Origin of the sequence: Streptomyces sp. NPDC015144, assembly GCF_043079735.1 — a bacterium.
Taxonomy (GTDB): domain Bacteria; phylum Actinomycetota; class Actinomycetes; order Streptomycetales; family Streptomycetaceae; genus Streptomyces.
Map to the genome: position 1 here is coordinate 271,297 of NZ_JBIBUU010000009.1, position 21,267 is coordinate 292,563.

Sequence of the window (21,267 nt, forward strand, 5' to 3'; positions counted from 1 at the left end):
TCCGGCCCCCGGGGCTCAGGATTCGAGCAGCCGCTGCCCCACGTACTCCCCCTCCGCCGCGCCGCCCGGCACCGCGAACAGCCCGCTCGCCTCGTGCCGGATGAACGGGGACAGGGCATCGCCCCGGTCCAGCTTCCGCTGCACCGGAATGAAGCCGCGCAAGGGGTCCGCCTGCCAGCAGATGAACAGCAGGCCCGCGTCGGGGGTGCCGTCCGCCGCGATGCCGTCGTGGTACGAGAAGGGGCGCCGCAGCATGGCCGCGCCGCTGTTCTTCCCGGGCGAGGAGATCCGGGCATGGGCGTTGTCCGGGATCAGGAGCTTGCCGTCCGGGCCCGCCCGGTCGAGGTCCATCGGTGTGGTCTCGGTGCCGCCGCTCAGTGGGGCGCCGTCCTTCTTCCGGCGCCCTATGACCTGCTCCTGCCGGGCCACCGGGAGCTTCTCCCAGTCGTCCAGCAGCATTCTGATCCGGCGCACGACCGCGTACGAGCCGCCCGCGAGCCACTCGTACGCGGTGCCGGTTCCGGCGGGGACGAAGACCCGGCGGTCGAAGTCGCTCTCGGTGGGCTTCGGGTTGTTGGTGCCGTCGACCTGGCCCATCAGATTGCGGGCGGTCATCGGCGTGGCCGTGGCACCGGGGGACCGGTTGAAGCCGTTCATCTGCCAGCGGACCCGGGCCGCCGGGGCGGCCGCACGCTGCACGGCCCGCAGTGCGTGGAAGGCCACGAGCGCGTCGTCCGAGCCGATCTGGACCCAGAGGTCGCCCTCCGAGCGCTTGGCGTCGAGGTGGTCGGAGGAGAACGGCGGCAGCGGGTCGAGCCCCGGCGGACGGCGGTCGGCCAGCCCGGTACGCCCGAAGAACGTCCGGCCGAAGCCGAAGGTGAGGGTCAGCGAGGACGGCCCGGCGTCCAGCGCGATCCCGGTGTCGTGGTCCGGGCCGTCCGCAGCGCCGGTCCCGGCGGACTCCCCGGCCATCAGCCGCCCGGCCAGCTCCGACCAGCGGCGCATCAGGACGATGGCCTCCTTGCGGCCGGCGCCGGGCACCAGGTCGAAGGCGACGAGATGGCCGCGGGCCTGAAGCGGAGTGGTGATCCCCGGTTGATGTTTCCCGTGAAACATCGCCCGGGTCGCGCCGACCGTGGTCAGCGCGGCGGGCTCGTCGGGGCGGGTCGCGGCGTAACCGGCCGCACCGCCCGCCGCCCCCAGCACCAGGCCGGCCGCACCGGCCGCGCCGACGCCGCCGATCAGCCGCCGCCGGGAGACGCCCGCGTCGGCGCGCGTGCTCCCGTCGGCGGGCGGACCCCCGCCCGCGTCGGCCGTACCGTTCCCCTTCGCGGAGGCCGCACGACCTCCCTGCGCCGGGGCCGTGCGGTTCCGTGTCCTGCTGCCGCTGCTCTTCGTGCTCACGATCCTGCTCAGCCGATCTTCGTGGTCTTGTCGACGGTCGTCTGATCGATGTCCGAGGTGCGGACGGTCACGGCGACCTTCCAGGTGCCCGCCACCGGGATCTGGACGGCGGAAGCCGTCCAGTGCCCCTCGGCCAGCCTGGTGGGAACGGCGGGCAGCGGGCCGAGCTTCTGGGCCTTCAGCGTGAAGGAGACCTTCACCTCGGGGACGTCCATCGGCTTCCCGTCGGTGCCGTTGATCCACAGGTGCAGCTCGTTGGCGCCGGTACGGGCCGGGGTGATCTCCAGCCGCACCGTTCCGCTGCCCTTCTCGCCGCCGGTGTCGAAGGGCAGCTCCATGGTGACCGGGCCGCTGGTCACCGGGGTGGACGCCGCCGTCGACGCGCGGGACGCCTCCTCCTCGGTACGGGCCGGCTCGGTCGAGGTCAGGACCGTCGTCACCGCCAGCAGGACGACGGCGACGCCCACCTCCGCCAGCACCGAGCGGCGCAGCCCGGACCGGCCGGGGTCGGCGTCGCGGACCCGCTTCTTCTCGGCGGTGGCCACGGCGGCCCGCTGGCGGGCGAGCTGGGCCGCCCGCTCGGGATCGACGTCCCGCGCGGACTCCTCCGCCGGCGCCCCGGAGTCCTCGGAGGCCCCGGCAGCGGGGGAACCCTCGGAGTCCCCGGCATCGGGAACGTCTTCCGCCGGGCCGCCCGTGTCCCCGCTCCGGCCCGTGCCCAGCCGGGCCGTCCAGCGCCGTGACGTCCAGGCGAGCGCGACCATGATGGCGACCAGCACCACCTTCGCGATCAGCAGCTGCCCGTACTCGGTCCCGGTCAGCGCGGACCAGGTGCCGACCTGGCGCCAGGACTGGTAGATCCCGGTCGCGACGAGGACGACCACACTCCCGAACGCCATGGCGGAGAAGCGCCGTACGGCCCCGGCGTCGAGGTCGTCGGTGCGGTACAGGGCGACCAGCAGGGCCACGAGGCCGCCGAGCCAGGCGGCGACCGCCAGCAGGTGCAGCACGTCGACCGGCATGGCGATGCCCGGCTGGAGCCCGGCCGAGGCGTGCTCGGCGAGCGCCCACGTACCGGCGATCCCGGCGGCGACCACCGTTCCGCCGATGGCCAGTCCGAAGGCGAGGTCCTTCTGCTCGCGCCGGTCCTCACGCCGGGCGTAGGTGCCGAAGAGGACGGCGATGAAGAGCGCGGAGGCCCCGAGCAGCAGCAGCCGGGAGACCAGCGCGGCACCGGGCTTGGTGTCGAGCACGGCCTTCAGACCGTCGAGGTCGAAGGCGTCCGCGAGCTTCCCCGACCCGGTGTACGGGCTGCGCAGCATCAGCATGGCCAGGGTGGCGACGGTCAGGGTCATCCACCCGCGCACCACCAGCCGCTGGAGCGGACGCGCCCCCGCACCGCGCTGCCAGCAGGCCAGTACGAAGGCGGAGCCGCCGACCAGCAGGATGAACCCGGCGTACGCGGCGTAGCGCGCGATGTCGTAGAGGACGCCGACGAGTCCGCCGCCGACCTCCTGGTCCGGCAGGGCCGCGGCGGTCTGCGAGGGCGCGCCGATCGAGAAGGTGAAGGCGCCGGAGACCGGGTGGCTGTCCGCGGACACGGCCTGCCAGGCGACGGTGTACGTCCCGTCGGCCAGCCCGGTGCGCAGCGCAACGGCGTACCGTACGGCGGATTTGTCCGACAGGTCACGCGGCTCGGCGCCGGTGTCGGCGCGTTTGCCGTCCGGGGCCAGGACGCGGACGGAGCCCTTGCCGAGGGCGACCTGCTCGGAGAAGGAGAGCGTGACCTCCTTGGGAGCGGAGGTGACCACCGCCCCGTCCTGCGGATCGCTCCCGGTCAGTGCCGCGTGCGCGGCCGCCGGGCCCGCGCCCGTCAGCAGCAGTCCGAGGACCATGCCGACGAGGACGGCGAGCAGCGGGGCGACGGCGAACGGACGGCGTGGCGCGGGAATGGCCGGGCCCCGGGGCCGGGCCGGTCCGAAGTGCGGGGCGGTGGCTGTCATGGCGAGTCAGTCCCTCACTGCGTCTTCGGGTTGTAGGTGGTTTCCTTCACGGGAAGGTCGACCTTTATCGGATCGGCCTTCTCGAAGTGCAGCTCCACGGAGATCCTGTCGCCCTGCGCGGGCCGCTGCTTGAGCTTCATGAACATGATGTGGTTGCCGCCGCGCCGCAGATCCAGCTCGCCGCCGGCGGGCACGTCGAAGGACGTCGCCATGCGCATGGCCTGGTTCTTCGTCTCGTGGATCGTGACGTCGTCGGAGAGCGGGCTGGTGACGGAGGTGAGCCGGTCGGAGGTCCCGCCGCTGTTCTTCACGACGAGGAATCCGGCCGCCATGTCGCCGACGGGCTGCGGCATGAACGCACCGCTCACCGTCAGGTCCGGCGCGCTGTCCGAGGACGAGCAGCCCGCCAGCGTCAGCCCCGCGGTGAGGGCGACGACGCCGGCGAGCGCGGTGCGCCGGTTCACGGGTTGGCCCCCGTCACGATCTTCGGGAGGTCCTTGGTGTAGTCGTCCGGCGAGGTGTCCTCGCTGTAGACGAGGTAGCCCTTGTCGGTCTTCGGGGAGAACGCGATGACCTGCGAGCCGTGCATCGAGACGACCGTTCCGTCCTTCTCCTTCTTCGGCGCGTCGATGCCGATGCCGATCTGGCGCGCACCCGCCTGGATGGCCGGGAAGGCGCCGGTGAGGCCGATGAAGGACGGGTCCTGCGCCTTGAGCCACTTGCCGAGCGAGGACGGGGTGTCCCGCTCGGGGTCGGTGGTCACCATGACGACCTGGAGCTTCTCCTGGTCGGCCTTGGGCAGCGCCTTCTTGGCGATGGCGATGTTGCTCATGATGAGCGGGCAGACGTCCGGGCAGTTGGTGTAGCCGAAGTAGATCAGCGTCGGTTTGCCCTTGGTCCGCTCGCGGAGGTCGAACTTCTTGCCGTGGGTGTCGGTGAGGACGAGATCCGGCTTGGTGAACGGCTGGTCCAGGACGGTCGCGGCCCCCGTCTTCGGCTGGACCGACACGTCGGCGAGGGGCTTCTTGGCGTTGTCGTCACCGCTGCCACAGGCGGACAGGGTGAGCGCGGCCGCGGCGACGAACGCCGCGGCCAGCACCGTTTTCTTGTACATGGAGCACTATTCCTGGTGATCGATGGGGCGGGTGTGGCAGTGGATCAGGAAGCGCGGCGGCGGCCGGCGAGCACGCCGAAGGCCACTCCGGCCGCGCCGACGACGATGCCGACGATGCCGAGGACCCGGGCCGTGGTGTCGCTGTCGGAGACGGCGGACGCGACCGGCGTCTCCTTGGCACCGGCCTTGTCATCGGCCTTGGCGTCCGACTTGCCCTCGGCCTCGGCGTCGGTCAGCGCGAGGACGGGCGCCGGGCTCTCGGGCTCCTCGGCACCGGGCTTCTGCTCCTCGATCCAGCGGACGACTTCCTTGTTGTCGTAGGTCTGGACGGCCTTGAGGACCAGCTGGTCGGTGTCGTCGGGGAGCTGACCGAGGGAGAGCGGGAACTGCTGGAAGGTGCCGGGGCGGATGCCGCGCTCGTCCTTGGCGCCCTCGGCGGTCCAGGTCACCTTGGAGACGGCCTCGTTGATCTTCTGGCCGTGCATCTCCAGCGGCTTCGCCAGCTTGGCCCTGGTGACCTCGACGTTCCAGCCGGGGACGGCCTGCGGCATGACGGAGACCAGCGGGTGGTCGGTCGGGAAGTTGACCTCGACCTTGGTGGTCGCGGCGTCGTCGCGCTCGTTGGGGACCTTCACGTTGACGGTGGCGTAGCCGCCCTTGGCGGCCTCGCCCACCGGCTGCACGCTGACGTGCGCGGAGGCGGTACCGGCCAGGAGCAGGACGGTGGACGCGGCGAGGCCGCCGGTGAGGGCGATGCGGGAAACGTTCATGACAGGAATCACTCCATGAGGCACGAGGCGAATGGCGGTCCGGCGCGCGGATGCGCGGCGGTATGCGCGACACCTCTCCTCTCCTGGCCGACGGCAGGCGTGTGCCGGGAAGGCGGGCCCGGCACGGAACAGGGCGTTCCGTGCACCGGGCGGAGGGGGCGTCGCGTCAGGCTGCGAGCGCGTAGGCGGCCGGAGGGCCGCGCCTGATCACCTGGTGCTGCAAGGGGTCCCCGGTGGCGGGCGCCGGGGCGTCGACCGCCGTACGGGCGAACCGCGGCCCGGTCGTCGGACCGGACAGCCCGGACCGGACCGCGTCGACGAGGGCGAGCGCCGCGCGCAGCGCACGCAGCCGGGCCCCGGCCGCGATCTGCCGCGCGCCGTACGAGGACAGTCGGACCAGCCGGAAGAGGGCGACCTCGCCGCGGCGCAGCAGCCAGCCGGTGGCCAGCGCGGCCAGCAGATGGCCGAGGAGCATGGGCAGGTCGGGCAGCAGGGCGCCGGAACCCATGCCCGGCATCGCCGAGGCGGCGACGTCGGGCCGTACTCCGGCCACCACGGCCGCCGGGTCGATCCCCGCGGTGGTGACGATGCGGTGGGCGTCGGCCGCGTTCAACTGGGCCGGTCCGGCACCGCAGACCAGGCTCGCCGCGAACCGGATCAGCGCGTCGTCGCCCGCCGCGGCGGCGTCCGCCGCCGTACCGTGCGCGCCCAGGCCGAACAGGGCGTGCAGGGCGAGCTGCCCGCCCGCCAGCGCGGCGGTGATGGACGGCAGCGTGCGCTCGCGCCCGGCGAGCGGCGCGGCCACCGCGAACACCCCCAGGAATCCGGCGAGCAGGGTCCACCAGGGGACCGCCGCACAGGAGGCCAGGGCATGACCGGCCGCGGACAGCGCGACGCAGACCGCGGCGAACACCGCGGTCCTCAGGAGCCGCAGACCGGCCCCGGCGCTTGCGACGGGCATAGACATGGCGGGGCCATCATCGCACCGGCCCGCCGCCACCGGAACGGCAGGTCCGGAAGGCCGAATTCCCCCTGGAGAGCGGCCGGCCCGCCCGGAGGGGACGAGTGCACGCCCGCGCGCGGCGCCTCCCAGGGCCCATGCGCACGCGCACCGGGCGCCGCCTTGGCTCCCGCACCCCGGCGGCGGACTCCCCTCGTGCCCCGGCACGCCCTCCGCGTACGCGACGCGCCCCCTCGCACATGCGACGCGCCCCCGCCCGCCCGACGGGCCCGGCCGCCTCGGCATACACGGGCGCACGGACGGCTGGCTATCCGCCGAATGAGCGGCGTCACATCGGGGGTGCGCTTACGGAGAAGGCCGCGCGGTAATACGTATCGGTATGTCGAGCCGCAGCCAGGAGGCTGGAGCATGAGCATCTGGTGGTCCCTCCATCTGCGGCGCGAGGCCGCGAGCGTTCCGCTCGCCCGCCGCTTCCTGCTGGGCACCATGGAGACCGCGGGGGTCGACCCCGACATCTCCTTCGACCTGTCGGTCGCGCTCACCGAGGCATGCGCGAACGCCGTCGAGCACGGCGGCGGCCACCCGGCCGCGGCGGACCCCGAGAGCTCTCAGGGGTGGGAGGAACGGCCGGACCGGTCCGCGACCGTCCCCGGCCGGTACCGGGTCACCGCCTATCTGGACGGTGAGCGGTGCCGTATCGAGGTCGCTGACTCGGGCCCCGGCTTCCCCGCCCGGAGCCCGCTGCCCGCCTCCGCCCAGCAGCCCGGCGGCGATCCGTATGCCCCCCGGCCCTGCCCCCCGACCGACGCCGAGGACGGGCGGGGGCTCTGTCTGATCGAGCAGCTCGCCGACCATGTGCACTTCGGCAACCGCCCCGGCAGCGGGGCCGTCGTCAGCTTCGACAAGATCCTGAAATGGCGGAAGGACGCCCTGCTCATGGTGTCCTGAGCGGGGCGCCCTTCCGGCGGGTCGCTCCGGGGTCAGCCCTTGAGCGAGGCCATCCACGCCTCGACCTCGTCGGCCCGGCGCGGCAGCTTGGCGGAGAGGTTCCGGTTGCCGTCCTCGGTGACGAGGATGTCGTCCTCGATCCGGACGCCGATGCCCCGGTACTCCTCGGGCACGGTCAGGTCGTCGGCCTGGAAGTACAGACCGGGCTCGACCGTCAGGCAGACGCCCGGCTCCAGCGTGCCGTTGACGTACGTCTCGGTGCGCGCGGCGGCGCAGTCGTGGACGTCCATGCCGAGCATGTGGCCGGTGCCGTGCAGCGTCCAGCGGCGCTGGAGGCCCAGCTCCAGGACCTTCTCCACGGAGAGGTCGCCCAGCAGCCCCCACTCGACGAGCTTCTCGGTGAGGACCCGCTGCGCGGCGTCGTGGAAGTCGCGGTAGTCGGCGCCGGGCTTCACGGCGGCGATGCCCGCCTCCTGCGCCTCGTACACCGCGTCGTAGATCTTCCGCTGGAGCGGGGTGAACGTGCCGTTGATCGGGAGGGTGCGGGTCACGTCGGCGGTGTAGAGGTCGTTGGTCTCCACGCCGGCGTCGAGCAGCAGCAGATCGCCGGAGCGCACCGGGCCGTCGTTGCGCACCCAGTGCAGGGTGGTGGCGTGCGGACCGGCCGCGCAGATCGAGCCGTAGCCGATGTCGTTGCCCTCGATGCGGGCGCGCAGGAAGAAGGTGCCCTCGATGTAGCGCTCGCTCGTCGCCTCGGCCTTGTCCAGGACCTTCACGACGTCCTCGAAGCCGCGCGCGGTGGCGTCGCAGGCCTTCTCCAGCTCGGCGATCTCGAAGGCGTCCTTCACCAGCCGGGCCTCGGAGAGGTAGACGCGCAGCTCCTCGTCGCGCTCCGCGGTGACCTTGTCGGTCAGCGCGGCCTCGATCCCGGCGTCGTGGCCGCGCACGTTGCGGACCGGGCCGGTGGCCTCGGCCAGTGCGGCGGGCAGCTCGCGGACGTCCTTCGCCGGAATGCCCAGCAGCTGCTCGGCCTCGGTCAGCGAGTGACGGCGGCCGACCCACAGCTCGCCCTGGCCGTCGAGCCAGAACTCGCCGTTCTCGCGGTTGGAGCGCGGCAGCAGGTGGATGGTGGCCTCGTGGCCGTCGGCGGTCGGCTCCAGGACGAGGACGCCGTCCTGGGTCTGGTCGCCGGTCAGGTACGCGTACTCGGTGGAGGCGCGGAAGGCGTACTCGGTGTCATTGGAGCGGGTCTTCAGGTTGCCCGCCGGGATGACCAGCCGCTCACCGGGGAACCGCGCGGACAGCGCGGCGCGGCGGTCGGCCGTGTGCGCGGCCTGGGCGATCGGTTCGAGCCCGTGCAGCTCGGTGTCGGCCCAACCCGACTTCATGTTCGCGGCGAGTTCGTCGGAGACGCCCGGGTACAGGCCGTTCTTCCGCTGCTTGACCGTTTCTTCTTCCTCGGTCTCCGGGTTCTCCGGGGTGAGCTCCTCAGCCACGATTTGTCTCTCCTTGATACGACACTGGACCCCGTCCATCGTACGGGCGTGCGCATAGGGGGCACAGGGCCGGAGGACCTGTTACGCGAACACCCCGCTACCGAACCGCCGGTCAGTCGAATCGGGCGGCCAGGACGACCACGTCCTGAGTGGCGTCGCCGCGGTCGAGACCGTCCGGCAGCATGGCGTGCAGGACGTGGTCGGCGACGGCCCCGGCGTCGTGGCGCACCGCTCCCGGCACGGACGCGGCCGCCGCGTGGAGCCGGGCGAAGGCCCGGTCCGTCGGCTCGCCGGTGCGGCGCAGCAGCCCGTCGGTGCAGAGCAGGACGGTTTCTCCTCGTGCCGGGGCGATCTCCACACTGGGCGCCTCCCAGCAGGCCAGCATGCCCAGCGGCGCGGAGACCGAGGTCTCGACGAACTCGGTGCGCCGCTCGCCGATCACCAGGGGCGGGGTGTGGCCCGCGCCCGCCAGCAGGATCCGGCGCCCGGCCGGTTCGCAGTGGGCGAACAGCGCGGTCGCGGTCCGGGCCGGTTCGGTGAGCCGCAGCAGCAGTTCCAGATCGGAGAGGACGGCGACCGGGTCCTCGCCCTCCATCACCGCGTACGCCCGCAGCCCGGCCCGCAGCCGGCCCATGGCGGCCAGGGCGCCCGGCCCGGAGCCCTCCACCGAGCCCACGGCGAGACCGAGCGCGCCCTCCGGCAGCGCCAGCGCGTCGTACCAGTCGCCGCCGCCCTGCGGTCCGCGGTGGTGCCGGGCCGCCAGCTGCACGCCCGGGACCCGGGGGAGCCTGCTGGGGAGCAGCTCCTCGGTGACGGTGGCGACATCCGCCCGGGCCCGCTCCAGCTCCACCAGCCGGGCCAGGTGCTCACCGGCGTACCGGGCGTAGAGGCCGACGAGATGGCGGCGCCGTTCCAGCGGTTCGGCGGGTTCGTCGTACAGCCAGACCGCCGCACCGAGCGGACCGGTCGCCCCGGTGGTGAGCGGTACGGCATAGCTCGCGGCGTAGCCGAGCAGCGCGGCGACCTCGCGGCGGCGGGGGTCGAGTCCGGTGTCGCCGAGCAGATCGGGGGTGGCCGGCGCGGCCTCCGTGTCCGGGAACCCCTCCAGGATGCGCCCGTACGAGGTGGCGGCGCGCGGCACCGTCTCGATCAGCCCCAGCTCGGCGTGGCTGAGCCCGAGGCCGACGGTGCGCACCGGGCCGCGGCGGTCGGAGGGTTCGAGGACGACCAGGCCGCGGCGGGCCCCGACCAGGGTGGCCCCGGCACCGAGCAGTTCGTGCAGGGCGTCGTCGAGGGCGGCGGTCCCGGCCAGCCGCTCGGTGAGTTCGTGCAGCGCGGTGAGATCGGAGATCCAGCCGGCGAGCCGGTCCTGGAGGAAGGTGCCCGGAGCGGGCGGAACGTCGGGCAGGGGCCCGGCAGTGTGCGCTGAAACCGAAACATCAGGATCGATTCCAGCCACTTTCGGAAGGTGCGGGGCACTCATAGCTTCCGGCTTTCCGACCAGCTCTTTCTATGGAATAGCATCGCAAACCCCCATGTCATTCTGCGCCGCTATCTGCGGGTCCAGATGGACACGCAGCACCACATGTACACGTACATGTAAGGCGATGTCCAGCATTGTCCCCACGGGAAATATGGTGTCCAAGGGAGCGTCAAGTTGGCTAAAAATTGCAGCTTACGGCCGTCAATTGCGGTCGACTGGGCGTGCTCGACCAAGAGGTGTTACTCGGGTGAAGTCCCGGAGAGAGCGTCATTTCGGGCATGCTGGGTACGTAATCGACGAAGGCCAGGGGCAGTTCCGATCGCCCCGGAACCCGGCAGGCGGCTCGGGCGTCCTCTCTGATGACGGCCACGCCCCCACCCCCGAGTGGCGGGGTTCGCACTTTGGACCGCGGGCGCGACAGATGCGCCGCTCCTCGCCATGCGTGTCCGGACCGCTCGTCCGGGCCCGTCCCGCACCTGCTCGGCCCATGCTCGGTATCGACGTACCACCTGTACCGCAGACCCGAAGAGCATGTACGCACAGTGAAGCACGGCATACGTACAGCAATGCGCACGTGGTGTGATGTGGACCCTCGGCGTTCAACGGAAAGGAACGAGCGCTCATGCGCGAGATCCTCGGAAGGCGACGCAGGCCCCGGCGCGGGGGAAGGTCCGCCCCGCTCGACGCGGCCCTGACCTGCGCCACCGCATGGCGGTGGCCCGTACTGCCCGGAGTGGGGCCGCGAGCGGGCGGCGGCTGCGGCTGCCCCGACCCCGAGTGCGCCGTGCCCGGCGCGCACCCCTTCGACCCCGGCCTCCTCGCGGCGACCACCGACGAGCGGATGGTGCGCTGGTGGTGGACGAACCGGCCGGGTGCCCCGATCGTCCTGGCCACCGGCGGGCGCGCCCCGTGCGCGCTGAGCCTGCCGGCCGCGGCCGCCGTCCGGGCGCTGGCCGCGCTCGACCGGATGGGCGTCCGGCTCGGTCCCGTGGTGGCGACGCCGACGCGGTGGTCGATCCTGGTCGCCCCGTACGACCTCGAACGGCTGGGGGAACTGCTGTACGCCCAGGACTGGGTGCCCAGTTCGCTGCGGTTCCACGGCGAGGGCGGATACATCGTCCTGCCGCCGTCCGCGGTCGGCGCGGGGCAGGTCCGCTGGGAGCGGTCCCCCGTCCCCCGCACCCGGTCGCCGCGGGTACGGGGCCAAGGCGCGCAGGGGGGCGCGGCCGCCGTCGCCCCGTGGCTGCCGGACGTCGGGACGGTGCTGGACGCGCTGGTCGAGGCGAGCACCGAAGCGCCCGACGGCGGCAGCAGACTCGCGTACTGACGGCCGCCCCGCCACGATTCCGTTCCGTTTCCCGGCCCGGATACGCGCTCAATGTCTCCGGCCGGAGACCTCGCCCGGCGGTGTCTCCGGGCGGACTTCCCGACCGGGGACGCGACGGGGAAGTCCGGCCGGGATGCGACGGGAAGTTTGGCCGGGGAGCGCCCGGAATCATGGCTCGGGCTCGAATCCCGGTCGAATCCCCGGTGAATCCCGGCCCCGAACGCACTGCGCAAAGTCTGCCGCTGCAAAGACCGGCTTCGGAAGTGCGTCTGATGGGCTTTCCGTAGATCATCCCGCAATGCGCCACCTGGATTTGATCGAATGATCATTCGAGTATTCCGGGTGGGGAAAGGCGCTCGGGCCGGATTGTGGAAGCCCCTCCGGGGTACGGGTATCTGCTCTTGCCTCTCTGTCGCCGAATACCCGTCGTCCGGTATTCGACGTCGGCCATCCGCTGTCCGGGCAGCCGCCGGGTCGGGGTGGCCGGTGCACGCCGCGCGGGCATCGTCCCTGGACGGCAGGGGTGTTGGGGGAAAGCGGAGGCTGCTGCCGGACATTCGGCGGGCGAGGGCGAAGAGGCCGGGGCGGCGTCGGTCCGGGATGTGGCGGGCGATGATCGCAGAGCCCGAAGGGCGTTCGGGGGCGCGCGGGAAGGGATTGCGCGCGGGCCCGCGCTCCGGCATCGCGCGCTGTGCGCCGTACCCGGAAATGAGGATGCCCGATCGCTGGCGACGGGGGATGCACCAGCGACCGGGCTTCTAGAACGGTAACAAGAGATCTGCCGTTCGCAAATTCGATCTCGCGTATTCGGACAGGGATTTACCTGTGAGTACGGGTCGTTGTGACGCGAGTCACTCGGTGGCCCCCGGTGAGGCCGGGGGCCACCGCCGTCAGTTCAGGGTCACCTGGCGGTTGGTGAGCCCGCCGCGGGCCCGGCGTTCCTCGGCGTTGAGCGGCGCGTCCGAGGCGAGCGCACCGGCCAGCCGCTCGGCGAACTCGGCCGCGGGCTTCTCGCACTCCTCGGCCCCCATCGCGCTCGGCAGATCCCAGACCGGGACCATCAGACCGTGCGCCCGGAAGGAGCCGACCAGCCTGGTTCCCTCGCCCAGCGAGGAGGTCCCGGCGGCGTGCAGCCGGGCCAGCGCGTCGAGCAGCCGCTCCTCGGCGTGCGGCATGACCCAGCGCAGGTGGTTCTTCTCCGGCGTCTCGCACCAGTACGCGGCGTCCACCCCGGCGAGCCGGGTCGTGGGGATCGCCGCCTCGTTCGCCCGTTCCAGGGAGGCGCTCACCTCGGGGGCGGCGTTCTCCGCGTCCGGGACCCAGAACTCGAACCCGCTGTGGACGACGGGCTCGAACGCCGCGCCCGGGTCGAGCAGGTCCTGGAGTCGAGGACCGTCGGCCGGGGCGCGACGCGCCGTCACCGGCGAACCGGGCTCGGCGTCCAGCGCCTGGCGCAGCGTGTCCGCGAGGTCCCGGCTGAGGTCACCGGAGGGGGTGTCGTTCTGCAGGGCGAGCAGCACCGAGCCGTCGTCGCGGCGCAGCGCGGGCCAGGCCATCGGAAGGACGGTCGCGAGCGACACCGAGGGAACGCCCTCGGGCAGCCCGTCCTTGAGGGTCAGCTCGACCGTCGCGGCGGGCACCAGCTCGCGCAGCGCTACCCAGTCGCACTCGCCGGACAGCCCTTCGAAGGGGCGGTGGACGAGCTCGGTCACGGCCTGGGCGGCGGCGCGGCCGTGACAGGCCTTGTAGCGGCGGCCCGAACCGCACGGGCAGGGCTCGCGGGCCCCGACCACCGGGATCTCGCCGTCCTTGAGCTGCGGCTTCCCGGCCTTGGACTGAGGGCGCTTCTTGGCCATGGTGGGCTTTCTCCCGAGTGCGACAGTGCGGTCTGGGCCGCGAGCCTAGCCGCCCCCGGCGGATACCGAACACAGGCGCCCGTTCCCGTGTGCGCCGCACCCCTCACCGGCGCCTCCCGGGCCGGTGAGGACGCTGCCCGCCGTGCCCGTAGCCGCATTGCCCGCCCGTACCCGTAGCCGTGTACGGGCACGGGCGCTGCCCGCCGTACGGGAGCCGCACCGGCGTGGGCGGCACCCCGCTCCTTGTGGCGGCGTCCCCGTGGGCGTCGGAGGGTCAGCCCACGTCGTCGAGGAGGTCCGGGAAGCCCAGTCCGTCGAGCGACATGCCGGGCCCCGGGGAGATCGGCGCGGCCGGGCCGCCCCGCAGCCCGGACGACCGCCCGTGCCCCTCGTTGACCAGCACCCAGACCGTCACCTCGCCGGACGAGCTGTCACGTACGCCCCACTCCTCGGCGAGCGCGCTGATGATGTTGAGCCCCCGCCCGCCGCGCGCCGTCACCGACGGCGTGGACGGAACGGGACGCGTCGGTCCGCCGCCGTCCGTCACCTCGACGGTCAGCCCTCCGGTCCGGTCCACATGCCATGCGGCGCGGACGTCGCCGTCCCCCACTTCTGCGTGCCGCCCCAGCGGCCTGCCGTGCCGGCAGGCGTTGCTGAGGAGTTCGGAAAGAATCAGTACTGCATCGTCGACGACCGAATCCGACACCCCGTGACTGCGCAACTGTTCGCGCATCCGGTGCCGCGCCTGGCCCACGCCCGCAGGGCCATGGGGTACGGCCATGCTCGACGACGTGGGCACCTTCTGTGCCACCACCAACGCCACCCCCGAGACCTCCTTTGCCCCACGCCACGGTGTGGATGCCCCCCTGAGCTGGACCGGAAACCGGCCGATGGACGGCCGGTGACGCACTCGTAACGATCGAATACCGTTCGAATGCGCCGGTGCACTCCGTGTAACTGACGCTAAGAGCGCCCCAGTTGTGACAAGACCTGTTTCGGGCGGTTCGTGATGATTGCGTCGACGCCCAGGCCGACGCAGAGCTCGACGTCCTCCGGCTCGTTCACCGTCCAGACGTGCACCCGGTGCCCCGCGCGGTGCAGCCGCTCGACGTAGCCGGGGTGGTTGCGCACGATCCGCACCCCCGGTCCGGCGATCCGGGCCCCGGCGGGCAGTCGTCCGTCGCGCATGCGGGGCGAGACGAACTGCATCAGGTACACGGTGGGCAGGGTGGGGGCCGCGGCCTGGACGCGGTGCAGCGAGCGGGCCGAGAAGCTCATCACGCGCACCGGGGACGGCCCCTCGGCCGGCGGGGCGTCGAGACCGAACCGTTTCAGCAGGTGCAGCAGCCGCTCCTCCACCTGCCCCGCCCAGCGGGTGGGGTGCTTGGTCTCGACGGCGAGCTGGAGCGGGCGTCCGGCGGCCCGGGTCTCGACGACGAGTTCGAGCAGCCGTTCGAGGGTGAGTACGGAGGTGAGCTCCCCCGGCACCGGATCCCAGTCCGGGGACTCCTCGACCGGGGACCCCGACTCCTCGCGGGCCTTCCAGGATCCGAAGTCGAGGGCGGCCAGCTCGGCGAGTTCCAGCGCGGAGACGGCGCCGCGCCCGTTGGACGTACGGTTCACCCGTCGGTCGTGCACGCATACGAGGTGGCCGTCGGCGGTGAGCCGTACATCGCACTCCAGGGCGTCGGCACCGTCCTCGATCGCCTTCCGGTACGCGGCCAGGGTGTGCTCGGGGGCGTCGTCGGAGGCGCCCCGATGGGCGATCACCTGGATGGACTGGTGGGTGGATTGCTGCCGTGCGTGGGTCACCGCGTCATGGTGTCACCGAGCGGAGGCCGCCGTACGCACCCCGCACGGCGGACGGGGGCGCTCCGCGGGGCGGGTGGGGCACGCGGGGGTACGCGGGGCGCGCGTGGTCGTGGTGCGTCATGCGCCCAGTGTGCGTTTTGCCCGATGTAAAGGTTGGTGTGCGGATGCACAGGTCCTGTTTACAGTGGCCTGACGTGTCGTGGGAAAAGCTGTTACCGGACACCTACACAGCGGATCTCTTGCCGAACTTTGATGTGGAACCCAAGGAGTAAAGAGCTGTGAGCACAGAGAACGAGGGCAACGAGGGCACTGCGGCCGAGGCCGTTCCGTCCGCACCTCCCGTGCCGGCCGAAGCTCCTCAGGGACCGCCCGGGACCGGACCGGCCGCCGCCCCGGCGGCGCACGACGCTCCGCCCGCCCCCGCCGCGGCGACGCCGGACACCCCGCCCGCTCCGGCGGCGCCGCCGCAGATGCCTCCCGCGCCCCAGGCGCCGCACACTCCCCTGTCGGCCGCCGAGGCGAACTGGCCGCCGCCCGCCGTCCCCGCGTACGCCTCCCCCGGTGCGGGCGGTGCCGGTGCTGCCGGGGGCGGCGGCCCGGTCTGGGGCGCCCCGTCCCAGCCGTACGGTCCGGAAGCCCCGCGCAAGCGGCGCGGGTCGGGCGGCCTGGTCGCGGCGGTGGTGGTCGCGGCGCTGGTCGCCGGTGGCATCGGCGGCGCCCTCGGCTTCTGGGCGGCCGACCGCAACGGCGAATCCGGTTCGACGACGGTCGCGGCCTCGTCCAACCCGCAGAGCCTGAAGCGCGATCCCGGCACGGTCGCCGGGGTGGCGGCCAAGGCGCTGCCCAGCGTGGTCACCATCGATGCCCAGAGCGGTGACGGTGAGGGCGGTACGGGCACCGGCTTCGTGTACGACAAGGAAGGCCACATCCTCACCAACAACCACGTGGTGGCCTCCGCCGCGGACAGCGGCCAGCTCACGGCGACGTTCTCGGACGGCAAGAAGTACGACGCCGAAGTGGTCGGCCGGGCCCAGGGGTACGACGTGGCCGTCCTGAAGCTCAAGAACCCGCCGTCGGGCCTCGCCCCGCTGTCCCTCGGCAATTCGGACCAGGTCGCGGTGGGTGATTCCACGATCGCGATCGGGGCCCCGTTCGGTCTGTCCAACACGGTCACCACGGGCATCATCAGCGCGAAGAACCGCCCGGTCGCCTCCGGCGACGCCTCCGGCGGCAGCAACTCGTACATGAGTGCCCTCCAGACCGACGCCTCGATCAACCCGGGCAACTCCGGCGGTCCGCTGCTCGACGCGCGCGGAGCGGTGATCGGGATCAACTCGGCCATCCAGTCGACCGGCAGCAGCATGGGCCAGAGCCAGGCCGGCTCCATCGGCCTCGGCTTCGCGATCCCGATCAACCAGGCGACCAACGTCGCCCAGCAGCTGATCAAGACCGGCAAGCCGGTCTATCCGGTGATCGGCGCCACGGTCACCATGACCGAGAAGACCGGCGGCGCGGTCATCTCCGACCGGGGCGCGGGCGGCACGGAGGCCGTGGCGAAGGACGGTCCCGCGGACCGGGCTGGCCTCAAGGCGGGTGACGTCATCACGAAGTTCAACGACACCGTGATCGACAGCGGCCCGACCCTGATCGGCGAGATCTGGACCCACAAGCCCGGCGACCGCGTGACCCTCACCTACAAGCGGGACGGCCGCACGGAAACGGCGCAGGTGACCCTGGGAGAGCGCAGCGGCGACAGCTGATGACCGGCCGACCGTGATGCCCCGCCGCATTCGATCAGCCGGTAGGCTGTAGGCCCCCGCCATGGGTGGGGAGGGGTGGGTTGCCCGAGCGGCCTAAGGGAACGGTCTTGAAAACCGTCGTGGCAGCGATGTCACCGTGGGTTCAAATCCCACACCCACCGCCGCAGCTCGGCGAAACGTGCTGACCAGAAGGGGTGTCCCGACCAGGGGCACTCCTTCTGCATGTGACCCTGTCTCACAAAAAGCCGCTCTAGGCGTGCATGGTGTGGGTGAAGCCGAGGGAGGTCAGTTCTTCTGCTCGGCACAGCCGGTCGGAGGGACCACCCACCTCGGTCTGGAGGAGCTGGTACGCAGCGCCGTGAGATTGCCCCCAGTGCATCGCGGCCCGCAGGGCCCTTCCGCCGCGAACCGGCCGCAGTGGTGTTTGAGTCCCGGCTCCGGGAAACACTGCCCCGCCAGATCAGCGGATCGCCTCGTCCATGAGGACGTAGAGCAGTCCGACCAGGGAGCCACTGCTGACGATCTCGCGCCGGTCGATCATGCCCCGCACGTCGGCCAGCGGGATCCATTCGATCCGGTCCGACTCGTTCTTCTCGGTCGGCGGGCCTTCGTACGTTGCTCCGTCGGCCCGGAAGATGTGGTGCTGGGAGTCGGTGATGCCGTTGGCCGGCTCGGCGTAGATCAGCGGCTTGATCACGCAGGGACGCCAGCCGGTCTCCTCCAGTACCTCGCGGGCCGCCGCTTCGGCCGGCGTCTCGCCCTCCTCGACCAGACCCATGGGCAGCTCCCATGCCCAAGCGTCTGTGATGAAGCGGTGTCGCCACATCATCAGCACCTCGCGCCGCTCGTTGACGACGGCGGCCACGGCCAGGTGGCGGAGCTTGACGACGTGGTGCTCCCAGCGGTTCCCGTCCGGCGTCTCGACGTCGGTGAGCCACAGGTTCACCCAGCTGTTCTCGTAGATCGGACGTTCCCCGTGGATCTTCCACTGCATCGCTGCGGCCCCTCTCGATCGGCCTTCAGCATTGCAGAGTCGGGTGCGACTGCAGTCAGGATCAGGCAAATTTACGTCACAGTGACGAATAGGGTGGCGTCGCTACGGCCTTGCGGCGGGAGTCTGCCTGGATCCGGCCCTGGGTCGACGACCCGGTTGGTGCGGCGCATGTCGTAGGAGGGGCATGACCGGGGCGGGGCCGGCCGGTCAGGTGGCGGGGTCGACTTCGGGGTGGGTGAAAACCACGGGCTTGCCCAGGGACCGGGCGTAGGCGATTTCGGCCCGGGTGCTGTCTCCGATGTAGTCGCCGACCACGAGCACCTCATCAGCGAGCCGGATCTTGGCCCGGTGCAGAGCGTCGAGTCGCACCTTCAACGCCTCGGCCTCGGCCTCGGCGGGATCGGACCAGAGCGCGTGCGGCGACTTCATGTCGCAGCCCGGTTTGACGACGATCCTTCCCGCTGCGGTCTCCCGTAGATCGGCCTCGGCCATCTCGGTCATGAAACGGGTGGAGCCGCAGATCGCGACGATACGCGGGAGGCCCAGCAGCCTCTTCGCGTCGGCGAGCTTCTCCTCGGGGGTCAGTGGTTGCGGGTGGGGCACTGGTTCCTCCTGGCGGTGTGTCTCTGGTCTGCTCATGGGGGTGAGTTGAGTCGAACGTGAGTACGGCTACTCACGACGAAAGTTCGGGCCCGTCGCGAGCATGGAGGCACCAACAACTTCGGGGGAAATCGATGAACGTTCGTGCTCTGGTCCGTATGACCTTCTGCAATGCCGCCTCGGCCCTCTATCTGGGGATCGTCGCCGCGGCCTTCGTGTTCGAGCTGGCCGTCGTGCTGTTCGGGGATCCGGGCATAGTCGGGGTGTGGCCCGTGCTGCTCACCGCGCCCACCTCGCTGGTGGTCGTGGGGGCGGCGGGAGCGGTCTGGGGGACGGGGGCGTCGGCCTGGTTCCTGTTCGTCGCGCCCGTCGTGGGGGCTCTGGTCCAGTCGTTCGCGCTGGGGGCGCTGTGGAGTGCGCTGCGTGGTCGGCGGGGGCGGATGCGCCCGGCTCAGGGCTGAACCGGGCGTCGCCAATGCCCGTGCACAGTCTGTGAGTTGGCTGTGCTGTCGGGCGGGAGGGGGTTCCGGATGGCCTGATAGCCCGCTGTTTCGTGGAATGTGCTGCCGGGGCGGGCGGGTGCGCGGGAGGGGTGGATTCCGGACGGAGTGGGGGCCGTCGGGGGCGCTTCGGCGGGGAGGCCTATATCACGTTTGAGCGAGGAGTCTCCGCTGACCAGCGGTGTGGGGGCCGTCAGGCAAGGGAAGCCGCAGCAGGGACCGTTCGATACCAGCCATCTGCCGCGATCGAGCCGGTCGGAAGTGATCGGTCTTGTTGAAAGAGGGGGCGCGACAGCACGCCACCTCCTACTAGATTGTCAAAGCGCCACGCGACCGATCATGTTCTGCATCCCGCCGTTCATCAGCTGTCATTTGGCAGCCCGTTACTAGAGAGAATCCTGGCGAACACCATGTCCGGGCAGGCTGTGCACCTGTACCGCCGCGTACGGCCGGGCTGACAGAGCTGGATGGTCGCGACGTTAGCAGTAGATCTGACCTGATCCGGTTGTCCGGGGTCCCCACGCCTCCGGCCGAGAGTATGAGGCACGTTCTGTGAAGGTTCGTACGAGACGATCGGCCGCGTTGATGTCCGGCGGACTGGCGGCGGTGCTGCTGCTGACGGGGTGCGGCTCGGAGGACCAGATCTGGCCGTTCGAGAGCGGCAAGGACCGGATGGTGGTCGGGATGTCCGACGACATCCTGTCGACGGACCCGGCCGCGGGGTACGACCCCGGTTCCTGGCTGCTCTTCAACAACGTCTTCCAGTCGCTGCTGAGCTTCCCGCCCGGAGCCTCCACCCCGGTGCCGGAGGCCGCCGACGAGTGCGGGTTCTCGGACGGCAGCAAGACGTACACCTGCACCCTGCGCGACGGGCTGAAGTTCAGCAACGGCCACAGCCTCACCTCGACGGACGTCAAGTACTCCTTCGACCGGGCCATCAAGATCAACCACCCGGCGGGACCGGCGCCGCTGCTCTCCACGATCGCCTCGATCAGCACTCCGGACGACAAGACCGTCGTGTTCCGGCTCAAGGTGCCCGACGCCACGTTCCCCAGCAAGATCGCCTCGGGCGCCGGCTCCATCGTGGACAGCCGGGTCTATCCCAAGGACGGTCTGCTCACGAGCGGGAAGACCGTCGGGTCCGGGCCGTACAAGCTGGATTCCATCGACAAGGAGCGGGCCGACTTCTCGGTCTACTCCGGCTATCACGGAACCGCCCAGATGAAGAACGACGGCGTGACGATGAAGCTCTACCGGGGAAATCAGCAGGCGCTCAAGTCCGCCCTGGAGAAGGGCGATGTCGATATCGCGTACCGCGGTCTCACCGCCAAGACGATAGCCGACCTGGACACCTCGCCCACCGCCGACAAGGACGGTCTCGACGTCGTCCAGGGCAGCAGCGCGGAAGTCCAGCACATGGTCTTCAACGTCGACGACCCGGTGGTCGGCAAGCTCGCCGTGCGCAAGGCCATCGCCTACCTCATCGACCGGTACGCCCTGGTCAGCAAGGTGTACGAGTCCACGGCGACCCCGCTGTACTCGATCGTCCCGGTCGGCATCACCGGGCACGGCAACTCCTTCTTCAACGTCTACGGGGACAAGCCGCAGCCGCAGAAGGCGAAACAGGTCCTGCGGGACGCCGGAATAACCGAGAAGGTGCGGCTGGTCCTCTGGTCCACGCCCAGCCGGTACGGCCCGGCCACCGACGACGAATTCCAGACCATCGCCGATCAGCTCAACGCCAGCGGGCTCTTCGACGCCAATATGAGGTCCGTTCCCTTCGGTGAGTACGAGAAGGGAATCGCCGAAGGAAAGTACGGCGTCTACGTGAAGGGCTGGGTGCCGGACTATCCCGACCCCGACAACTTCACCCAGCCGTTCTTCGGCGAGGGAAACGTCCTGTCGAACAACTACGACAACAGCGACATCACCAAGGAGATCATTCCGCAGACCTCGTCGATGACCGACCGGTCGAGCGCCCGGTCGGCGTTCATCAAGCTCCAGGACACCGTGGCCCGCGATCTGCCGCTGCTGCCGCTCTGGCAGGGCAAGCAGTACGCCGTCGCCAAGGACAACGTCCGGGGGCTCCAGAACTGCCTGGACACATCGACGGTCTTCCGGTTCTGGGAGCTCAGCTCGGCCAGCTAGGTGTATTGATCACGAGCGTTGTTGACACTGGTCTGGTCTTGAACATGGCGAAGACCTCCGGTGGGGTGGGAACTGTCTAGGAACTCACCGC

19 protein-coding genes, 1 tRNA gene and 1 pseudogene are annotated in these 21,267 nt (G+C 71.2%); 7 read left to right on the forward strand and 14 right to left on the reverse strand.

The annotated features are described in order from the left end of the window. Nucleotides 1-15: 15 nt before the first annotated feature. The 6 genes from efeB to ACF08W_RS18355 form a co-directional block, all read right to left on the reverse strand. A complete protein-coding gene (gene efeB / locus ACF08W_RS18330; RefSeq protein ID WP_392279823.1) occupies nucleotides 16-1,404 on the reverse strand; it encodes an iron uptake transporter deferrochelatase/peroxidase subunit in 1,389 nt (462 codons plus the stop codon). An 8-nt stretch (nucleotides 1,405-1,412) separates the two neighbouring features. After that, nucleotides 1,413-3,407 carry a copper resistance protein CopC gene (locus ACF08W_RS18335; RefSeq protein WP_392279824.1) on the reverse strand — a complete coding sequence of 665 codons (1,995 nt, stop codon included), beginning with the start codon at nucleotides 3,405-3,407 and terminating at the stop codon, nucleotides 1,413-1,415. Nucleotides 3,408-3,421: 14 nt separating this feature from the next. Further along, nucleotides 3,422-3,871 carry a copper chaperone PCu(A)C gene (locus ACF08W_RS18340; RefSeq protein WP_392279825.1) on the reverse strand — a complete coding sequence of 150 codons (450 nt, stop codon included), beginning with the start codon at nucleotides 3,869-3,871 and terminating at the stop codon, nucleotides 3,422-3,424. Beyond that, entirely contained in the window at nucleotides 3,868-4,521 is a 654-nt protein-coding gene (locus ACF08W_RS18345; RefSeq protein ID WP_352273985.1) for an SCO family protein, read from the reverse strand. The genes ACF08W_RS18340 and ACF08W_RS18345 overlap by 4 nt, the downstream gene beginning before the upstream one ends. A 44-nt stretch (nucleotides 4,522-4,565) precedes the next feature. Beyond that, nucleotides 4,566-5,291 carry a YcnI family protein gene (locus ACF08W_RS18350; RefSeq protein WP_385202593.1) on the reverse strand — a complete coding sequence of 242 codons (726 nt, stop codon included), beginning with the start codon at nucleotides 5,289-5,291 and terminating at the stop codon, nucleotides 4,566-4,568. A gap of 166 nt (nucleotides 5,292-5,457) precedes the next feature. Next, nucleotides 5,458-6,258 (reverse strand): hypothetical protein, encoded by an 801-nt coding sequence (locus tag ACF08W_RS18355; protein ID WP_392279826.1) that lies wholly within the window; start codon nucleotides 6,256-6,258, stop codon nucleotides 5,458-5,460. Between the two features lie 402 nt (nucleotides 6,259-6,660). On the opposite strand from ACF08W_RS18355, the gene ACF08W_RS18360 reads away from it, so the two are divergent. Beyond that, nucleotides 6,661-7,200 carry an ATP-binding protein gene (locus tag ACF08W_RS18360; RefSeq protein ID WP_392279827.1) on the forward strand — a complete coding sequence of 180 codons (540 nt, stop codon included), beginning with the start codon at nucleotides 6,661-6,663 and terminating at the stop codon, nucleotides 7,198-7,200. A gap of 32 nt (nucleotides 7,201-7,232) precedes the next feature. On the opposite strand, the gene ACF08W_RS18365 is transcribed toward ACF08W_RS18360, so the two are convergent. Both ACF08W_RS18365 and ACF08W_RS18370 read right to left on the reverse strand, forming a co-directional pair. Beyond that, nucleotides 7,233-8,696, reverse strand: coding sequence for an aminopeptidase P family protein (locus ACF08W_RS18365; RefSeq protein ID WP_392279828.1), 1,464 nt, complete (start codon nucleotides 8,694-8,696; stop codon nucleotides 7,233-7,235). 112 nt (nucleotides 8,697-8,808) lie between these two features. Beyond that, nucleotides 8,809-10,179: a PP2C family protein-serine/threonine phosphatase gene (locus ACF08W_RS18370; RefSeq protein WP_392279829.1), complete on the reverse strand. Its 1,371-nt coding sequence runs from the start codon at nucleotides 10,177-10,179 to the stop codon at nucleotides 8,809-8,811. 622 nt (nucleotides 10,180-10,801) lie between these two features. Between ACF08W_RS18370 and ACF08W_RS18375 the strand changes: the two genes are divergently transcribed. Beyond that, nucleotides 10,802-11,506: a bifunctional DNA primase/polymerase gene (locus tag ACF08W_RS18375; RefSeq protein ID WP_392279830.1), complete on the forward strand. Its 705-nt coding sequence runs from the start codon at nucleotides 10,802-10,804 to the stop codon at nucleotides 11,504-11,506. 890 nt (nucleotides 11,507-12,396) lie between these two features. On the opposite strand, the gene ACF08W_RS18380 is transcribed toward ACF08W_RS18375, so the two are convergent. Together ACF08W_RS18380 and ACF08W_RS18385 are read right to left on the reverse strand one after the other, a co-directional pair. Further along, the gene (locus ACF08W_RS18380) at nucleotides 12,397-13,362 is read right to left on the reverse strand and encodes a DUF5926 family protein (RefSeq protein WP_392279831.1); all 966 of its coding nucleotides are present in this window, start codon (nucleotides 13,360-13,362) and stop codon (nucleotides 12,397-12,399) included. A 274-nt stretch (nucleotides 13,363-13,636) separates the two neighbouring features. Beyond that, complete coding sequence (locus tag ACF08W_RS18385) at nucleotides 13,637-14,185, reverse strand: ATP-binding protein (protein ID WP_385479908.1); 549 nt, start codon at nucleotides 14,183-14,185, stop codon at nucleotides 13,637-13,639. Here ACF08W_RS18385 and ACF08W_RS18390 point away from each other — a divergent pair. Continuing rightward, nucleotides 14,142-14,267, forward strand: a complete 126-nt coding sequence (locus tag ACF08W_RS18390) for a hypothetical protein (RefSeq protein WP_352274241.1) — start codon at nucleotides 14,142-14,144, stop codon at nucleotides 14,265-14,267. The two genes, ACF08W_RS18385 and ACF08W_RS18390, sit on opposite strands and share 44 nt — an antisense overlap. Before the next feature lie 58 nt (nucleotides 14,268-14,325). On the opposite strand, the gene ACF08W_RS18395 is transcribed toward ACF08W_RS18390, so the two are convergent. Next, nucleotides 14,326-15,174 carry a glycerophosphodiester phosphodiesterase gene (locus tag ACF08W_RS18395; protein ID WP_385202575.1) on the reverse strand — a complete coding sequence of 283 codons (849 nt, stop codon included), beginning with the start codon at nucleotides 15,172-15,174 and terminating at the stop codon, nucleotides 14,326-14,328. 278 nt (nucleotides 15,175-15,452) lie between these two features. Between ACF08W_RS18395 and ACF08W_RS18400 the strand changes: the two genes are divergently transcribed. Next, nucleotides 15,453-16,934: a S1C family serine protease gene (locus ACF08W_RS18400; protein ID WP_392279832.1), complete on the forward strand. Its 1,482-nt coding sequence runs from the start codon at nucleotides 15,453-15,455 to the stop codon at nucleotides 16,932-16,934. Between the two features lie 74 nt (nucleotides 16,935-17,008). Continuing rightward, nucleotides 17,009-17,095, forward strand: a tRNA-Ser gene (locus ACF08W_RS18405). A gap of 89 nt (nucleotides 17,096-17,184) precedes the next feature. On the opposite strand, the pseudogene ACF08W_RS18410 reads toward ACF08W_RS18405, so the two are convergent. The 3 genes and pseudogenes from ACF08W_RS18410 to ACF08W_RS18420 all read right to left on the reverse strand — a co-directional run. Further along, nucleotides 17,185-17,334 (reverse strand): annotated as a pseudogene (locus ACF08W_RS18410) (GNAT family N-acetyltransferase); the annotation flags it as partial. 60 nt (nucleotides 17,335-17,394) lie between these two features. Next, complete coding sequence (locus ACF08W_RS18415) at nucleotides 17,395-17,928, reverse strand: NUDIX hydrolase (protein WP_392279833.1); 534 nt, start codon at nucleotides 17,926-17,928, stop codon at nucleotides 17,395-17,397. A gap of 207 nt (nucleotides 17,929-18,135) precedes the next feature. Then, nucleotides 18,136-18,567 carry a hypothetical protein gene (locus tag ACF08W_RS18420; RefSeq protein WP_392279834.1) on the reverse strand — a complete coding sequence of 144 codons (432 nt, stop codon included), beginning with the start codon at nucleotides 18,565-18,567 and terminating at the stop codon, nucleotides 18,136-18,138. A 95-nt stretch (nucleotides 18,568-18,662) separates the two neighbouring features. On the opposite strand from ACF08W_RS18420, the gene ACF08W_RS18425 reads away from it, so the two are divergent. Together ACF08W_RS18425 and ACF08W_RS18430 are read left to right on the forward strand one after the other, a co-directional pair. After that, entirely contained in the window at nucleotides 18,663-18,989 is a 327-nt protein-coding gene (locus ACF08W_RS18425) for an SCO4225 family membrane protein (protein WP_392279835.1), read from the forward strand. Between the two features lie 591 nt (nucleotides 18,990-19,580). Continuing rightward, entirely contained in the window at nucleotides 19,581-21,176 is a 1,596-nt protein-coding gene (locus ACF08W_RS18430) for an ABC transporter substrate-binding protein (RefSeq protein ID WP_385202565.1), read from the forward strand. The last annotated feature ends 91 nt before the right edge of the window (nucleotides 21,177-21,267 follow it).